The organism is Ruegeria sp. BC2 (assembly GCF_056539245.1).
The window spans coordinates 23,126-40,622 of sequence record NZ_JBQFUQ010000001.1 but is presented as its reverse complement, the minus strand read 5'-3'; the positions used below and the strand labels follow the sequence as shown (position 1 = coordinate 40,622).

General features: G+C 61.0%; 12 protein-coding genes. 7 read left to right on the top strand and 5 right to left on the bottom strand.

Annotation, left to right across the window (positions count from 1 at the left end; translation table 11 throughout):
- Window positions 1–6 precede the first annotated feature (6 nt).
- From napA to napF, 3 genes are read right to left on the bottom strand one after another with little or no spacing between them, the layout of a single operon-like run.
- Entirely contained in the window at window positions 7–2,499 is a 2,493-nt protein-coding gene (gene napA, locus ACR0CU_RS00155; protein WP_170365082.1) for a nitrate reductase catalytic subunit NapA, read from the bottom strand.
- The gene (locus ACR0CU_RS00150; protein ID WP_170365080.1) at window positions 2,496–2,789 is read right to left on the bottom strand and encodes a chaperone NapD; all 294 of its coding nucleotides are present in this window, start codon (window positions 2,787–2,789) and stop codon (window positions 2,496–2,498) included. The genes napA and ACR0CU_RS00150 overlap by 4 nt, the downstream gene beginning before the upstream one ends.
- Complete coding sequence (gene napF, locus ACR0CU_RS00145; RefSeq protein WP_170444171.1) at window positions 2,786–3,298, bottom strand: ferredoxin-type protein NapF; 513 nt, start codon at window positions 3,296–3,298, stop codon at window positions 2,786–2,788. Before napF ends, ACR0CU_RS00150 begins: the two co-directional genes overlap by 4 nt.
- A 281-nt stretch (window positions 3,299–3,579) precedes the next feature.
- On the opposite strand from napF, the gene ACR0CU_RS00140 reads away from it, so the two are divergent.
- Window positions 3,580–6,879: an adenylate/guanylate cyclase domain-containing protein gene (locus ACR0CU_RS00140; RefSeq protein ID WP_480642205.1), complete on the top strand. Its 3,300-nt coding sequence runs from the start codon at window positions 3,580–3,582 to the stop codon at window positions 6,877–6,879.
- A complete protein-coding gene (locus ACR0CU_RS00135; protein WP_254437510.1) occupies window positions 6,876–8,093 on the top strand; it encodes a hypothetical protein in 1,218 nt (405 codons plus the stop codon). The genes ACR0CU_RS00140 and ACR0CU_RS00135 overlap by 4 nt, the downstream gene beginning before the upstream one ends.
- On the opposite strand, the gene ACR0CU_RS00130 is transcribed toward ACR0CU_RS00135, so the two are convergent.
- Window positions 8,074–11,742, bottom strand: coding sequence for a flavoprotein (locus tag ACR0CU_RS00130; protein WP_170444164.1), 3,669 nt, complete (start codon window positions 11,740–11,742; stop codon window positions 8,074–8,076). The genes ACR0CU_RS00135 and ACR0CU_RS00130 overlap by 20 nt on opposite strands.
- 350 nt (window positions 11,743–12,092) lie before the next feature.
- On the opposite strand from ACR0CU_RS00130, the gene speB reads away from it, so the two are divergent.
- Complete coding sequence (gene speB, locus ACR0CU_RS00125) at window positions 12,093–13,058, top strand: agmatinase (RefSeq protein ID WP_170369935.1); 966 nt, start codon at window positions 12,093–12,095, stop codon at window positions 13,056–13,058.
- A gap of 12 nt (window positions 13,059–13,070) precedes the next feature.
- Here the strand turns inward: speB and ACR0CU_RS00120 are convergent, their stop codons facing one another.
- A complete protein-coding gene (locus ACR0CU_RS00120) occupies window positions 13,071–13,589 on the bottom strand; it encodes a ZrgA family zinc uptake protein (RefSeq protein ID WP_170444161.1) in 519 nt (172 codons plus the stop codon).
- A gap of 284 nt (window positions 13,590–13,873) precedes the next feature.
- Between ACR0CU_RS00120 and ACR0CU_RS00115 the strand changes: the two genes are divergently transcribed.
- From ACR0CU_RS00115 to ACR0CU_RS00100, 4 genes are all read left to right on the top strand, one after another.
- Window positions 13,874–15,145: an imelysin family protein gene (locus ACR0CU_RS00115; RefSeq protein ID WP_170444158.1), complete on the top strand. Its 1,272-nt coding sequence runs from the start codon at window positions 13,874–13,876 to the stop codon at window positions 15,143–15,145.
- A gap of 116 nt (window positions 15,146–15,261) precedes the next feature.
- Entirely contained in the window at window positions 15,262–15,555 is a 294-nt protein-coding gene (locus tag ACR0CU_RS00110) for a (2Fe-2S)-binding protein (protein WP_170444156.1), read from the top strand.
- Window positions 15,503–15,988: a bacterioferritin gene (bfr, locus tag ACR0CU_RS00105; protein ID WP_149776400.1), complete on the top strand. Its 486-nt coding sequence runs from the start codon at window positions 15,503–15,505 to the stop codon at window positions 15,986–15,988. Before ACR0CU_RS00110 ends, bfr begins: the two co-directional genes overlap by 53 nt.
- Entirely contained in the window at window positions 15,960–17,495 is a 1,536-nt protein-coding gene (locus tag ACR0CU_RS00100) for a di-heme oxidoreductase family protein (protein ID WP_217356746.1), read from the top strand. Before bfr ends, ACR0CU_RS00100 begins: the two co-directional genes overlap by 29 nt.
- The last annotated feature ends 2 nt before the right edge of the window (window positions 17,496–17,497 follow it).

Here is a 17,497-nt window from a genome sequence, read left to right as displayed (position 1 = left end):
CTGCCCTTACGCCCGCTCGACCTTGCAGGCGCATTTCTTGAAGTCCGTCTCTTTCGACAGCGGACAGGTCGCATCCAGCGTCAGCTTGTTGGTCAGTTGGCCCTCGTCGAACCACGGCATGAACACGAGGCCACGCGGCACCTTGTTGCGACCACGGGTCTCGACACGGCTGATCACCTCGCCGCGGCGGGTGGACAGCACGATCTCCTGCCCGCGGCGCACGCCGCGTTCCTTGGCGTCCTCGGGGTGCATGAACACCACGGCGGCGGGGAACGCGCGGTGCAGCTCGGGCACGCGGCGGGTCATCGACCCGGAATGCCAGTGCTCCAGCACCCGGCCGGTGCACAGCCAAAGATCGAACTCTTCGTCCGGCTCCTCTGCTGCCGGTTCGTAGGGCGCGAAGATGATCTTGGCCTTTCCGTCCTTGTGGCCATAGAATTTGACGCCAGCGCCCTCAGGCACATATGAATCGTAGCCCTCGCGGAAGCGATAGAGCGTCTCTTTCCCGTCCACGACCGGCCAGCGCAAACCGCGGGCCTGGTGATAGGTTTCGAACGGTGCCAGATCGTGCCCGTGGCCGCGGCCAAAGCTGGCATATTCCTCGAACAGGCCCTTTTGGACGTAGAAGCCGAAATGCTCGGATTCGTCGTTGTGGAACCCTTCGGCGGTTTCCGACAGCGGATACTGGTCGATCTTGCCGTTGGCATACAGTACGTCGAACAGGGTCTTGCCACGATGCTCGGGCATCTTGGCCAGCAACTCTTCGTCCCAAACCTCCTCGACGGTGAAGCGTTTCGAGAACTCCATCAGCTGCCACAGGTCCGACTTGGCCTCGCCCGGGGCCTTGACCTGCTGACGCCAGAACTGGGTGCGGCGTTCGGCGTTGCCATAAGCCCCTTCTTTCTCGACCCACATGGCGGTCGGCAGGATCAGGTCGGCCGCAACGGCAGTGACCGTTGGGTACGGATCCGATACGACGATGAAGTTTTCGGGGTTGCGATAGCCGGGATAGCCTTCTTCGTTGATATTGGGGGCGGCCTGCATGTTGTTGTTGCACTGCACCCAATAGACGTTCAGATCACCATCCTTCAGCTTGCGGTTCTGCAGAACCGCGTGGAAGCCCGGTTTGGGCGGAATGGTGCCTTCGGGAATGTTCCACTTGGTCTCGGTGATCTTGCGGTGTTCATCATTGGTCACCACCATGTCGGCGGGCAGGCGGTGGGCAAAAGTGCCAACCTCGCGCGCGGTGCCACAGGCCGAAGGCTGACCGGTCAGCGAGAACGGTGAGTTGCCGGGCTCGGAGATTTTGCCCACCAGCAAGTGCACGTTGTACATCAACGAGTTCACCCAGGACCCGCGGGTGTGCTGGTTGAAGCCCATGGTCCAAAGGCTCATGACCTTGCGGTTCGGGTCGGCATATTCCTTGGCCAGCTGCTCAAGCTGGTTCGCCGGTACGCCCGACAGTTCAGAGACGTATTCCAGCGTGTAGTCGGCGACCGAGGCGGCGTATTCCTCGAACGAGATCGGCTCCAGCTTGCCCGAGTCCGGGTTCGCCGCGGCCTGTTGCAGCGGGTTGGTCTCGCGCAGGCCGTAACCGATGTCGGTAGCGGTCTTGGTGATGTTGACGTGGTTCTTGACGAACTCCTCGTTCACCGCGCCGGTCTGGATGATGTGGTTCGCGATGTAGTTCAGGATGGCCAGATCGGTCTGCGGCTTGAAGATGATGCCGTTGTCGGCCAGTTCGAACGAGCGGTGCTCGAAGGTCGACAGCACATGCACCTGCGCGCCCGGCTTGGTCAGGCGCGTATCGGTCAAGCGCGACCACAGGATCGGGTGCATCTCGGCCATGTTCGAGCCCCACAGCACGAAGGTGTCGGCATGCTCGAGGTCGTCATAGCAGCCCATCGGCTCATCAATGCCGAAGGTCCGCATGAAGCCCACCACGGCCGAGGCCATGCAGTGCCGCGCGTTCGGGTCGATGTTGTTCGTGCGGAACCCGGCCTTCATCAACTTGGCCGCGGCATAGCCCTCCCACACGGTCCACTGTCCCGAGCCGAACATGCCCACGCTGGTCGGGCCTTTCTTGGCCAGCGCCTCTTTCCACTTCTCGGCCATCACGTCGAAGGCTTCGTCCCAGCTGACGGGCTCAAAGTCACCGTTCTTGTCATAGACGCCGTTCGATTTGCGCAACAGCGGGGTGGTCAGACGGTCCTTGCCGTACATGATCTTCGAAAGGAAGTAGCCCTTGATGCAGTTCAGCCCCCGGTTCACCGGAGCGTCCGGGTCGCCTTGCGTGGCAACCACGCGGTCGTTCTTGGTGCCCACCAGAACCGAGCAGCCCGTGCCGCAGAACCGGCAAGGTGCCTTGTCCCATCGGATGTCGGCATTGGCGACTTGGGCGGCAGCTTGGCCCGTCGCCAGCGGGATACCGGCCGCGGACGCGGTCGCGGCGGCGGCGGTTGCTTTCAGAAACGTACGGCGAGATTCGGAAATGGTCATGACAAGGGCCTCCGGCTGGAATCTTGGCTGGGAGTTTCAGGACGCGGACGGGTCTCCGCGAGATCTTCGAAATGGTGATAGGTCAGGGTCAGCGAGACGACCCCGGGGATCTGGTGCAGGTCCATGATGATCTCGGACGCCAACCGTGTCGGCGTGTCCTCGACAACGACAACGAACCGGCTGTCGTCGGATTCGGCATGGACCTCGACCCCGTCAAACGCAGTCATCGCCGACCGTGCTGCCGAGGTCTGGTCCGGCGCGACATGCACGAGGCATCCACAGATATTCATTCACGCACCTCCACTGTGGCGGGCTGGTATCTCTCAAGGGAAACGGCACCGGTCGGGCATGCGACCGAACAGGCTCCGCAACCGACACATGATGCCAGGTCCAGGTTCACTTCGGCACGGCCTCCGGTTTTCAGGCGGAATCGGATGGCCCCTTGATCGCAGCTGTCCTGGCACACCCGGCAACTGACACCATTTGCCGAAAGGCAGGTGTCGGACACTTTCGCGCGCCACGGCCACTCGGCGAGCCGGTCCAGGCTCAATGCGTCGGTCTTGCACGCGTCGGCGCAGTCTCCGCAAAAGGTGCAGCCACCCTGCTGCGGCTGAAACACCGGCAAGCCCGCGTCGTCCATCGCCAAAACACCCTCGGGGCAAACCGCGACACAGTCGCCGCATCGAGTGCAGAGATCGTGGAAGTTTTCGCGCGCCGCTCCTGGCGGCCGCTTCACGCTGTCGTCTTCGCGAGGCAGGCGTCCTGTCAGGAACGCGCGCCTGCTGGCTACTGCAGACATGTGCCGCCCACCTGTTCAAGAAACATTTGTGGTACTCCGTTCATGCTGCGTGGATAGCGGAAACGAGTCAACTCTGACTTGATCTTGATCAGATTTGCTCATGGATTGAGCAAACGAATCCTTCCTGAAACACAACCCTGGAAAGGCGCGGCACAAAGCTGATCCGAAATTCCGGAAACGGCGGATTGCGCAGTCATAATCGAATATTACTATAAAAAATGCAGACTCGACCCGGTGGTCTGTACTAGGCTGCCTGCGGGTGGATACTTCTGAGGGCACCAATGTCTGGCGACCTAAGGGAATGGCTGAGCGCCCTTGGGTTGTCCGATTACACCCAAGCGTTCGCGGAAAACAAAATCGACTTTGCAATTCTTCCGGAACTTACGGGCGAGGATTTGCGCGAGATCGGGGTGACCGCCGTCGGCGACCGTCGCCGGTTGCTGCGCGCGATATCCGAGCTGGACGTCCCCGAAAGCGTCGGCGCGTTTGAACCCGAGGTCGAACTGGAGCCGGCAAAACGTCAGGTCACGGTTCTGTTCGCGGACCTGACCGGCTTTACCAAATTGTCCAGCGAACACGACGCCGAAGACATGCACGCGCTGCTGAATGCATTCTTTGGCAAGGTCGACCGCGCCGTCGAGAAATTTGGAGGCCGGATCGACAAGCATATCGGAGACGCCGTCATGGCGGTGTTCGGGGCGCCGATCTCGCACACCAACGACACCGAACGGGCGGCCCGGGCTGCGTTGGAGATTCACGCCGCGCTGCCCACACTTGACCCGCCCCTGTCCTGCCATATCGGCATCGCCTCGGGGCAGGTCATCGCCAGCACCACCGGAAGCGAGGCCCATACCGAATACACCGTGACCGGGGACGGCGTGAATCTTGCGTCCCGCCTGACCGACATCTCTGCGCCGGGTCAAACGCTGGTGTCGGATGACATCCAACGCGCGCTTGGCCCTCTGTTCGTGGGCGAGGCGATCGGCACCAAGGCGATCAAAGGCCTGAACAAGGATGTCGAAATCTGGCGTCTGGACCGTCTGGCACGGAACATCCGCACGCGGCGCCACAAATTCATCGGGCGGGAACGCGAGATGTCGTTGTTCTCGGCGACATTCGACCGGTGCCAGCGCCATGGAAAGGGCGAGGTTCACATCATTCTTGGCGAACCGGGTATCGGCAAGACCCACTTTTCGGAACAGGTGGCCGAGCTGGCCGCAAACCGCTCCTATTCGATCCACGGGGGCGTGGTGATGGATTTCGGCACACGCGAAGGGCATTCGGCCATCCAGTCCATCGCCCGCAGCCTTCTGGGGCTCGACCCGACCGACGACTTCGATGCCAGCACCGCGGCCGCTCATGACGCGATCAGCCGGGGTTGGATCAACCCTGCCAGTTCAGCTCATCTGAGCGCCCTGCTCGAACTTGAACAGGATCCCGGGCTGGCCGAAGTCTATGCCGCGATGGACAACGCGGCACGCATGCGGGGTCGGCGACAGGTCATCGACGAACTGCTGCAGGCCCGCAGCCGCGAGGCCCCCCTTCTACTCCAGGTCGAGGACATACATTGGGCGCCACCGGACATTCTGACCATGTGCTCCTACATGGCTGCCGCGACGCGGGACCTGCCTTGCGTTCTGATGATGACCAGCCGGGTCGAAGGCGACCCGATCGATCGGGAATGGCAGATGGGAACGGACGGTGCGCTGGTGTCCAAGCTTGAGCTGTCGCCGATGGGCGACGAACAGGCGCGGAAACTGGTCGAGGAATTCACCGCCATCGACCCCGAGCTGTTGGAAACCTGCGTGCAACGTGCCGGAGGCAATCCGCTGTTTCTCGAGCAACTGCTGCGCAATATCGACGGCCTGACCCGCGACACCGTCCCCGGCAGCATCCAAGGCATCGTGCAATCCCGTCTGGACGGGTTGGATCGTCGAAGCAGAACGGCGATTCAGGCAGCATCGGTTCTGGGGCAGCGGTTCTCGCCCGAAGTTCTGAACTACCTGCTGGGTGAAGGCCATCTGGACACGTCCGACCTGATCCGCTCGGCCCTGATCCGCGAGGCCGGGGCAGATCTGATGTTTGCGCATGCTCTGATCCGCGACGGATCCTATGCTACGCTGGTCAAGTCCGAGCGCGCCCGACTGCACCGGCAGGCAGCAAGCTGGTACGAAGGCAAGGACGCCACCTTGCGCGCCCAACACCTGGACCGTGCCGACGCCTCCAACGCAGCCGAAGCTTATCTGGAGGCCGCCGAAAACCTGATTCATGCCTTCCAGTTTGACGAGGCCAGCCCGCTGATCGAACGCGCGCTCGAGCTTTCGGCTCCGCCGGGTATCCGGTTTGACCTGATGTGTGCCCGCGCGGAAACCCATCGACTTCAGGGCCTGTCGGACGAGGCCCTGAGCGAGTTCAACGAAGCGGCCGCCCTGGCCGAGACTGACGCGCAGAGTTGCCGCGTTCATATCGGTCTGGCACAAGCCGCACGCCAGGCCAGCCTGTACCAGGATGCGCTGCACAGCCTCGACATCGCCGAGGCCGCCGCTGACCGCAATGGATCGGAACGGGATCTGGCCCAGATCAGCTATGTTCGCGGAAACATCTATTTCCCGCTGGGACGGGTCGCGGATGCTCTGCAAAGCAACGAAAAAGCGCTGACGCTGGCCCGCAAACTGGAATCCGTCCGGCTGGAGGTCGGCGCCCTCAGCGGCTTTGGCGATGCGAATTTCATGAATGCCGCAATGCGTACCGCCGCAGGGTTCTACACTCAGGCCGTCGAAAGAGCGCGGGACAAAGGACTGGTCCGGGACCTGGCCGCCAACCTTCACAATCTCAGTGTTGCCCGCAGTTACTCGGGTGACGTGGAGCAAGGTCGGGCCGATGCGCAGGAAGCCATCGAAATCTCGCAGAAATACTTTGCCTTCGTGCCGGAATGTGTCGCGCAGACCTGCCTGGGCGTCGCGTGCACCTTTCAGGATGACATGGACGGTGCGCTGCAGGCCTTCATCCAATCCGCCGATATCGCCCAGCGCGTCGGTGCCAAGCGACTCGAGGCTCAGGCGCTGGAACACTTGGCGCGGGCGCAGGTTTACGCCGGGCAAAGGCAAGAGGCTGAACAGGTGGGGCGGCGCGCCGTGGAAATCGCGTTGGAACATGGCCGCAACTTTGTCGGCCCCAAGGCGCTGTCGGCATTGGCCTTGGCTCTGGACGACCCGGATGCCCAGGATGATCTGTTGGATCAGGGCGTCCGGATACTGGGCGAAGGCTGCGTTGGGCACAGCCACCTGCATTTCTACGCAGACGCCTGCGCCGTAATGCTGGCCCGCCAGGATTGGGACCGCGCGATCCGCTTTGCCGACGCCTTGTCCGAGTTCACCGCCTCAGAACCACTGCCGATGGCCGATCTGTCCATCCGTCACACGCGCCTTCTGGCTGCGACCGGGCAACAGGGCCTCGCCCTGTCTGACCACGCCGAGTTTCCAGAACTTCGATCACAGTTCGATGATCTGGGCGTGGTGCGGTCGCTGATGGGGCATCTGGATTTCCCGGTGGCCGGGATGGCCGGCCAATCGACGGCATGAGCCGCATGACGATGGAACAACAGAAAGAAACAGAGCGCGGAATGACGGTCGAGAAAAAGGTCTGGGGTCTGTCAGGCCTCGTGTCGCTGATCCTGACGGCTGTATTGTTCTACCTTTGGGCCTCGCTGAACCATTTCGAGCAGGACCCGACCCAATTGCCGGATCAGGCCTCGGTCGATACCTATCTGGAGTCGCTGGAGAACGCGCCGGATTATCGGGTCAGGACGGGAATATTCCTCAAATCCTTCAGCTTCGTCGACGCAAGCGATGTCCACGTCACTGGCTATGTCTGGCAGCACTATCAAACCGGCATCCATGACGCGATCAAGCCCGAACCCGGTCAGGCCGGGTTCCTTCTGCCCGAGTCCGTGGATGTCGGGAGCGGCCTTATCGAAGAAGCCTACCGGATGCCAGAACCCGGTGGCGAAGTGATCGGCTGGTACTTTGAGCAGACCCTGCGCCAGTCCTTCGACTACACCAGCTATCCTTTCGACCACAAAACCGTCTGGGTGCGGTTATGGCCGGGCCGGTTTGACGTGAACGTCGCCCTGGTTCCCGACTTCGACGCCTATCCCGCGACTGGACCAAAGGACATTTTCGGGATCGACAACCGCATCGTCATGGGCACTTGGGAGCGCGAAAACACCTATTTTGACTACAAGCTGTCCGATTTGGACACGACGCTGGGCATCAATCAGAACGAGTTTCAGACCAGACTGCCCGAACTGCACTACAACTTTGTCATCAAACGCAACTTTGCGAACGCCTTCGTGGTGCACATGATCCCATTGATCGTAGTCACGATGCTTCTGTTCGGCGCCGTAATGACGGTGACGCGGAAGCCGAACCTGGTCGAACGGCACGATTTCAGCACCTCAAGCGTGATCGGAACCTGCTCGGTCCTGTTCTTCGTGATCCTGCTGGCCCATGTGCAATTGCGCGAAGGTTTTGCCGGGTCACCGGTGATCTACATGGAGTCCTTCTTTTTCCTGATGTACTTCATGCTGCTTGTGGTCTCGGTGAACACCTATCTGTTCGTCTCCGAGTCCGCGCCGTCGCTGCGCTTGATCCACTATCGTGACAACCTGATTCCAAAGGCCGCGTTCTGGCCTTTTGTCCTGAGCTGCATGATCGCGATCACGGCCTACAACCTCAGCCTCAAGTCACCTCCGTCAACGGATGCGCCCGAAGCCATCACGCATCAGGACGGCTAGCGGCCGCCTCATACCCGGGCTTGAGCGTCCCTGTGGCCATGTCGATCGAGTATTCGTCGACCAACTCGGACGCACCGCTTTCCAGTTCGGCAAGGTATTTTTCCGGATTGGCGATGACGTAGACGTAGGCCGGTTTTTTCACCCCATCCATCAGGACATTGATCCGCTTGCGGACATAGACATTGTCAGCCGCGCCCGGTCCGTGAAAACCCTCAAGCTTGTCGAGTTCCTTCAACCCGTCCGAGGTTACCCGGTAGACCTCGCCCTTGATTGGACGGCCAGTGCCCTTGCGATCCACCAGTGTGGCCATGCGGTGCAGATAGGCACAGTTCGGGTTGTCGCAAAACGGCTCTTTCGGAACGATCAGGGGCATGGGCTGCCGAGTGACCGCCTGTCCAACGAAATCATCCAGAACGTCCGCATGAGCGTCGTGGTTGGGAAATCCTTTTTTGAGCGATCCGTAGGTAAAATACAGATAGGTCTTTTCGCGTTCATCGATCAGGTCGTCTTCGTCTTCCACCTCTTCCGGTTCTGACAGGGCGTGCGTGTTGGCCCATTCGTCCAGCATCGCGCGGATCTCGTCCGACACCCTGATGCCCCTGGACCGCACCCGATCCTGCAGGAAGTGGATCAGAGGGCTTGCATCGATGCTCTCCGCCGCCAGCAGTGTTTCTACCATCTCGGCCGAGTTGTTCATCGCGGCGACATGCAGGCTGGTAAATCCGTGGTCATTGACCGCGTTAACGTTGATACCTCTTGCGATGAGGGCTTTGGCAGCCTCGATGTCCGGTTTTCCCAGATCTTGCCCGTTCTCGGTCAACTCGCCCTCGCCGCCCGCCGCATAGTGCAGCAGCGTGTCGCCATTATGGTCATCGACAATGTCGATACCGGCGACCCCATCATCTATGGCCTGAAACACCGGCTCCCATTGGGCGAAGTCATCCGAGGCCGCAGCATCCTGGGCCCATTTGCAGATATTGTGTTCGTGGTTTTCCAGCTCTTCGAAGGCTTCTTCCAGCACCTCCATGATCTGGTCGGGCGTGGCCATCATGCCGATGCCCATCATCCCGTTCGACAATCGCCCCTTGCGGGGACCCACAAGATCAATCCCCAGATCGCGCAGCTTTTCGACATTGTTCTGGGTGGTGACGTTGTTCCACATGTTGGTGTTGCAAGCCGGGCAAAGGATCGCCGGCTTATTGCGGTACTGCCAGGCCACAAAGACTGAGGTCAGCAGGTTGTCGGCAATGCCGTTGGCGATCTTGCCCATCGTGTTGCAGGTGACCGGCGCGACGATCACGCAATCGGCCCAGTCGCAAAGGGCCAGATGCGACGCGCGCAAGGGCATCCCGAACTCGGTATAGCGAAAGTTCCACTCGTCATCGTCGCGGTAGTAGTCATTGTGGGTGATGTAGTCGTCGACTGTCTTGGTTTTCTTCCCGGTCTTTTTTGCCTTGCGGGCCTCGCTGGCCTTGTCGGTCCCGATATCGCGAAAGAACTTTTCGGCCGAAACCGAAGGGATCAGTTTCACATTGTGACCTGCCTCGGTGATCCGGGCGACCAACTGAGGCACCTTGTCCGCAGCCGATGAGCCGCAGGCGCACAGCAGAACGTTCCGGCGACCGTTTGGCGGGGCTGTCAACCCGCCCTTGGGATACCCGAAGATGTTTTTGTCGAGGCTCGGCGACTCGTGGCGCAGCAAGACAGGCAGACCGGCTTTCTTCATGTCTTCCTGCAGGCCGCCATCCAGGATCATGTCAACGATATCGCTGCGCTTGCCCAGGCATTTCCCATGGAAGAAGAGATAAGGCACCTTTTCCTTGCCGCTTTCCGCCACCAGTTGCCGGCGCATTTTCATAGCGTTGGCCCCGTGTCCAGCGACATCGACCAATTTCAGACCGGTCGCGCCGATATTGGCCAGAATGTTCTTCAGCATGTTCGACCACGGGTCCTCATCCTCGTAGAACAGAACCAGCGGATTTTCCCGGACGATCCGCGCCACGTCGCTGGGGTCTTCCGGAGGCTGGGTCTCTTCGATCACAAGCATGGCCGGGCTTTTCAGGTCGCGCAGCCCGCGAAAGATATGCCCGCGCGGCGCCTGCCAGACCTGCGAAGTCGCCGGGCTCATATCGACGACCGTGACAAGATCGGCCTTCTCGTCATAGGCCACGCACAGGCACCAGAACTCTTCCAGCAGCGCCGTCTCGCGGAACACGTTTTCGGGCGGCCGGATCACCTCGAACCCCAACACGCGGTTGAAGTCGATATTGATCATAAGGTGGCGCCCCTCATGTTCGTTCAGACTGCGCAGCTGATCCCGGAACCAGTCTTGCGGCGACCTTTTGTCCTTGCCGGGTCGTTCCGCATAGCTGCGGAAAGTGCTGCCGATATGCACTTCGGAGGTGCCGGCCAGATACCGCTGGGCCATCTCGCTCATCTTCTTGGCGGTCGAAACGCGGCTCAGCGCCTCGGTGTACGAGGTCTGGGTCGCGATCAGCAGCTTGTCTTCGGTGACCTGGACATCGCCCAGGATCTGCAAGCTTTCAGCCAGGACGCCCAGGCTGTTCATGTTCGGGCTTGCCCGACGGAACAGGTTGCGGCGCTTCTTGGGATCGCGGGCCAGATACCTGGTGCTGTCCACATAGTTGCAGTCCTGCCGGAAGGTCTGCAGCGTGGTCTGTACCGCTTCGCGTGCAGAGAACCGCAGCAGGCCGCGCGCCCGCATCGAAGTGCCGTCGCGGTCGGACATGGCAGCGTACAGGCGGTCGATCGTGGTGACCCACAGCTTGCCGTATTTTTCGGGATGCACGTCCATCATGTGCACCAACCCGGTGCTGGGGTTGCACTTGGCGATCACCGCGAAATGGCCGCCGGGCATGGTGGGCTTGCCATGCGCGACCCCAACCTGAAAATTCGCCACCAGAATGTCGTTGTCTCCGCCCAGTCGATTGGATTCGTCAATCGCCTCAAGCAGCAGCGGCACCGAGGTCGTGGCCTCGTCCATGAAATAGGCCTGGACCTGCACCAGGTCGCGCAGACCCTGCGAATGGATATAGGTGCACGCCACGTCGAACAGTTCACCCAGCGAGATGCCGTCATTGACGACAAAGCTGGTGGGCAGTTCGCAGACGCGGAAGATGTCGTTCACCTCGCAGCTGAAGCCCAGCGCCGACATGCTCAGCGCGGCCGCGGTCACGCTGCAGCAGTTGATGGGTTGCTGGAAATTCTGAAGATGCACACTGACCAAATCGCCGAACAGCGTGGCGTAGCATTCGCGTCGAATTTCCGCGGGGATATCCAGCCACTCGTTACTGGCCAGAAAGGCCAGCCGAGTGCCGGGCAAGGCCACGGCCTGCAGGCTGACCGGTATGTCGCGGATCTCCAGATGCTCCTCGTAGAAATAGTCCCCGGTATCGGCGGTCGCCAGATCAACGTCGTTCTGGCGCAGCTTCACGATGCCGTCCAAAACCACATACATCCCGCGCGGCGGCAGAACCGTGTCCTCAAGAACTTCGAACAGATCGAAATGCTGCCTGAGCCGCTCGGCGCTCTGCCGCACCTTTTCGCCGGGCAGGACTGCGAATACCTTCTCCCAATCGGCAGATGTGGCTTCAATCGGTTTTGAATTGGAAATCGTCTGTGTGGTCACGGCCAGTTCCTCCCCCAAAAAGTCAGTGGCGCAATGGTTTCGTATTTCGTGGTCACTTTCCTGAAATCAGCATTTGTATTTTGCAGTCTCCCCCGCCGGACAAACGGCAGACCGCCCGACGCGTGGCGCCATTCAATGCTGGCTCCACCCCTCAATTTGCGCAGGCAATACGAGCGATACTTGCATTCTTAGTACAGATTTGCAGAAAAATCACCGGGATTGTGGGGTTTACCCGGCTTCGCAACCTGATGCACCGCTGGGGCAGAGTGGCCTTGATTGATCGGGTGATAGACGCCAACGTGCAAGCAACCCGCCAGACCCGCGGCCGGTTCAAAGCAACGGAGCCCCCAATGTCAAAACATGGATATGAATCCGGCCGCCTGAATCTGCCGTTCGTCGGCATCGCCACATTCGGCAAGAAGCCATATGTGCAGGATTGGGACCGGATCGATGCCGATGTCGCCATCCTGGGCGCCCCGTTCGACTTCGGCTGCCAATACCGGTCCGGAGCCCGGTTCGGCCCGCGTGCGGTGCGCGAGGCATCGACTCTGTTCAGCTTTGGTCATGCAGGTGCTTATGATCACGAGGACGATGCCACCTATTTGGGCGAAGAGGTGCGCATCGTCGATCTGGGGGATGCCGACATCATCCACACCAAAACCGAAGCCAGCCACGCGAATATCGAATACGGGGTACGCAAGATCCTTGAGGCCGGCGCTCTGCCCGTGACGATCGGTGGTGACCATTCCATCAACATTCCCTGCATCAACGCCTTTGATCAGGACTGCGCCCGAAACGGTCCCATTCACGTGGTCCAGATCGACGCACATCTGGATTTCGTGGACGAGCGTCATGGCGTTACGGCGGGCCATGGAAACCCGATGCGGCGGGCGATCGAGAAGGACTATGTCTCGGGTATGACCCAGCTGGGCATCCGCAACGTCTCATCGACGGCGAAAGAAGGTTACGAAGATGCACGCGCGCGCGGCTCCGACATCTTGTCGGTACGGCAGGTCCGCAAGCTGGGGACCGAAGGAGTGTTGGGCCGCATCCCCTCGGGCGTCCGATACTACGTGACCATCGACATTGACGCGTTTTGCCCATCCATTGCACCGGGCACCGGAACACCAAGCCACGGCGGTTTTTTGTACTACGACGTTCTGGAAATCCTGCAGGGCCTTGCCCGGAAAGGGCAGGTCGCTGGCATCGACCTTGTCGAAGTTGCCCCGGCCTATGACCCGACCGAAAGCACGCAGATCCTTGCCGCGCAACTGTTGCTGAACTTCATCGGCTTCATCTTTCACCACAAGGAATGAAAGAAACCCCGGTCACATCAACTCGGAGAGATCAACCAACGGGGTCTCGCGTGTAACCGCGACGGCGTGACTACCGCCCGAGGATTGAACCCGCACGTCCACACGTTCAGCCTGCGAAAACCGGTCGAAGTAATCAAATCTCATTTCACCAAGCGCCTGAAGGTTGCTGCACCTGACCGTATATTCGGCCTGAAATTCGGGCCGGTGATCGTCAGACCCCAAGGCCGAACCGGCTTCGCCGCCGACCAGCGCCACGTTCGCCGTGGCCGTGGCACAACCCGCCTCGGCCGTGACCGCGAACAGGGTCATGGGCTGTGACAGGTCCGAAATGGCGACCGCGACCTTCGCCTTTTCCTCTGCGCTCGAAGCGGGAAGTTCAAAGCCAACGATTTCAGACGCGGGAACAAACAGGGACAGCGTGTACCCCGAATCCAAAAACGCGATCTCCAGTGCTGCGGGTTTTGGCGCCCCTTCCTGCTGCGCGTCCAACGCAAGGGGAAACACGCAAAGGGCAAACGCCAGGGATCTCATCACGCAACCACCACCAACTCAAGAATCACACCATCATTGTATCTGCGCGCCATCCGCAGGCAACGGCGCGCAACCCCGTCTGACCCCGCTGGAAATGGCTAGGCAGATCCAGAGAACCCATCCAGCCAAACCGTATTTGGCCAAAACAACGGCGTGTTTCACAATTAATTCCCGACTTAAAGACTCGGGTTGACATAACTTACAATTTCACTCAGTTAATATTCATCTCAGCACCCGCACCGGGTGCTCTTGCCCATTCATTTCGACAGGAAGGCCTGAACTTCATGACCCGCGTATTTTCGACGACCAGCCTGGCAGCTTTGCTGATGGCAACGGCGGCAGCCGCCGGCGACGCGCCCGCAAAGGTCGACATTCTGGAAACCTATGCTGACATTGCCGAAGCAAAATATGACGACAGCCTGCGTGCTGCCCGCAAGTTGCAGGCCGCCGTTGCCGCGCTGGTTGACCAGCCTTCTGCTGAAAACCTGACCGCCGCACGCCAGGCCTGGGTTGCCGCGCGCGTTCCGTATCAACAGACCGAGGTCTATCGCTTCGGCAATCCCATCGTCGACGAATGGGAAGGCAAGGTGAACGCGTGGCCTCTGGACGAGGGTCTGATCGACTATGTGGATGCGGCCTATGGCGGCGCGACGGACGAAAACGAGCTTGCGGTTCTGAACGTGATTGCCTCGCCCAGCTTTGAGCTGTCTGGCCAGCCGGTCGACGCCACCGAGATCACGCCCGAGCTGCTGTCTGAGACCCTGCACGAGGCCGACGGGATCGAGGCCAATGTGGCAACTGGTTATCACGCCATCGAGTTCCTGCTGTGGGGCCAGGATCTGAACGGTCACGGCGAGGGCGCCGGCAACCGTCCGTGGACCGACTATGCGCAGGACGAGTCCTGCACCGGCGGCAACTGCGATCGCCGGGCCCAGTATCTGGTGGCGGCGACCGACCTGCTGGTCTCGGACCTGGAATGGATGGCCGCGCAATGGCAGGAGCACGGTGCCGCGCGGGCGGCCCTGACCGACGACGCCGACTCGGGCATCAGTGCAATTCTGACGGGCATGGGATCCCTGTCCTATGGCGAACAGGCCGGTGAGCGCATGCGCCTTGGACTGATGCTGAACGACCCGGAAGAAGAGCATGACTGTTTCTCGGACAACACGCACAACAGCCACTACTATGACGGGTTGGGGATTCAGAACGTCTATCTGGGTCGGTATGTCCGGATTGACGGCACTCCGGTTTCGGGTCCGTCCCTGTCGGATTTGGTTGCGGCCTCGGACCCGGCTCTGGACACCGAAATGAAGACCAAACTTGCGAACACAATGTACGCGCTGGGCCAGATCAAAACCGCAGCCGAGGCCGGATTTGCATACGATCAGATGCTCGAGCGCGGGAACGTCGGTGGCGAAACGCTCATCATGGGCGGCGTCGAAGGTCTGATCGATCAGACCAAGACGATTGAACGTATCGTGTCCGTGCTGGGCTTGGGCAATGTCGCATTCGAAGGGTCCGACAGCCTCGACAACCCCGACGCCGTTTTCCACTGATGAACCAAAGCAGCCGGGCGCAGCGACCGCTTGCGCCCGACCCTGCGACAAGCTGTGTCTGGACCCGAAGCAAATACCCTACTATTTGACTAGGAATTACGAAAGGCCGAGTCGCCATGATCGTCTGCCACTGCACCAACATCACGGATCACGACATCCGCGCGGCAATCGACTGGATGCGCGCGGCAGATCCTCAAACCATCATCACGCCGGGCAAGATTTACCATGCTTTGGGAAAATCGGCGGATTGTGGCGGGTGTATGCCGCTGTTTCTGGACACGATGCGCGCAACCGATAACCTCGAAGTACCCATGCAACTCCGCGCCCTGCGCGTGGATGATACACAGGAGAGTGCAGATGAAGGGCGACCCCAAAGTCATCGAATACTTAAACAAGTCCCTGCGGCATGAATTGACCGCAGTCAGCCAGTACTGGCTGCATTACCGCCTGCAGGAGGACTGGGGCCTGGGCCACATGGCCAAGAAAAGCCGCGAGGAAAGCATCGAAGAGATGCAGCACGCGGACAAGCTGATCGAGCGGATCATCTTCCTCGGCGGCCACCCCAACCTGCAAAAGCTCGACCCGCTGCGCATCGGCCAGACGCCCAAGGAAACCCTGGAATGCGACCTGGCGGCCGAGATCGACGCCCGGGCCCTGTACAAGGAAGCGCGCGAATACTGCCAACAGGCCGGCGACTTCGTGTCGATGGCGCTGTTCGAACAACTGATGGCCGATGAAGAAGGCCATATCGATTTCCTCGAAACCCAGCTCGATCTGTACGAAAGACTCGGCGAAGCAAATTATGCGCAACTCAATGCATCGAAAATGGACGAGGCCGAATAAGACGGGCCTCTTCGTGGTGGCCGTTTTTGCGGCCACCCCCTCCCTGTCTCAGGATCTGCGGGACAGTCATTTGAACCCCCTCCCCCGAACCGACGCTGAACGGGCACGGATCGCCACAGTCACCGCAGCGCCGTCGGATTTCACGCAGCCCCAGCGCTATGAGGACCTGCCGGCAGGCGCCGCGACGGTGCGCGCCCGGACCGATGCGGATGCGTTCTCGCAACCCTCGGCCAACCTGAGCTTTGAGCAGGAGCTGGATTTCAAGGTCGGCAACGGACTGTTCAAGAAGGTCTGGGTGTCGTCTCCGTCCTCGACTCTGGCCTCGGATGGGCTAGGGCCGCTGTTCAACGCCCGGTCGTGCCAACGCTGTCACATCAAGGACGGGCGTGGCCACACCCCGGCCGGACCCGAAGACAACGCCATTTCGATGTTCCTGCGCGTTTCCATCCCCGGAACGCCCGCGGACGCGCCGGAAGAGATCGAAGGGTATCTCGCTACCCTGCCCGAACCCACCTATGGCGGCCAGATGCAGGATTTCGCCCTGCCCGGCCACCAGGCCGAATACCGGCTGGACATCACCTACGAGGAAATCCCGGTGGAACTGTCCGACGGCGAAACCGTGTCGCTGCGCAAGCCCACCTACAGAGCGGCCGATCTGGGCTATGGGCCGTTGCACCCGGACGCGATGCTCAGCCCACGCGTGGCGCCGCAGATGATCGGTCTGGGCCTGCTCGAGGCGATCCCGGCCGAGGACATCCTGGCCAAGGCCGACCCCGACGACGCCGATGGGGACGGGATCTCGGGGCGGCCCAACATCGTGTGGTCGACGGAATTCGGCGAACCCATGCTGGGCCGGTTCGGGCTGAAGGCGGGCATGCCGACGATCATGGAGCAGTCGGCCGCGGCCTGCGCCGGCGATATCGGCATTTCCAGCCCGCTCTACCCCGCGCCATTTGGCGACTGCACCCCGGCCCAGGCCGATTGCCAGACCGCCCCGCATGGTGACGGCGACGAACGCGGCTTCGAGATCGACCAGCAGGGCATGGATCTGGTGGCCTTCTACAGCCGCAACCTGGGCGTTCCCGCCCGCCGCGATGTGGATGACCCGCAAGTTCTGCGCGGGAAAGAGGTTTTCCACACCATTGGCTGCGCGTCCTGTCACACGCCCGCTTTCGTCACCCACCGCCTGCCCGACCGGCCCGAGCACAGTTTCCAGCTGATCTGGCCATACACGGACCTGCTGCTGCACGACATGGGCGAGGGACTGGCCGACAACCGCCCCGAGGCCCGCGCCACAGGCAGCGAATGGCGCACCGCGCCACTATGGGGCATCGGCCTGACCGAACGGGTCTCGGGGCACACCCAGTTCCTGCATGATGGCCGGGCGCGCTCGTTTCTCGAAGCGGTCCTGTGGCACGGGGGCGAGGCCCAGGCCGCGCGCGATGCAGTCGTTTCCATGCCCAAACCCGACCGCGATGCGTTGATCCGGTTCCTGGAGAGTCTCTGACC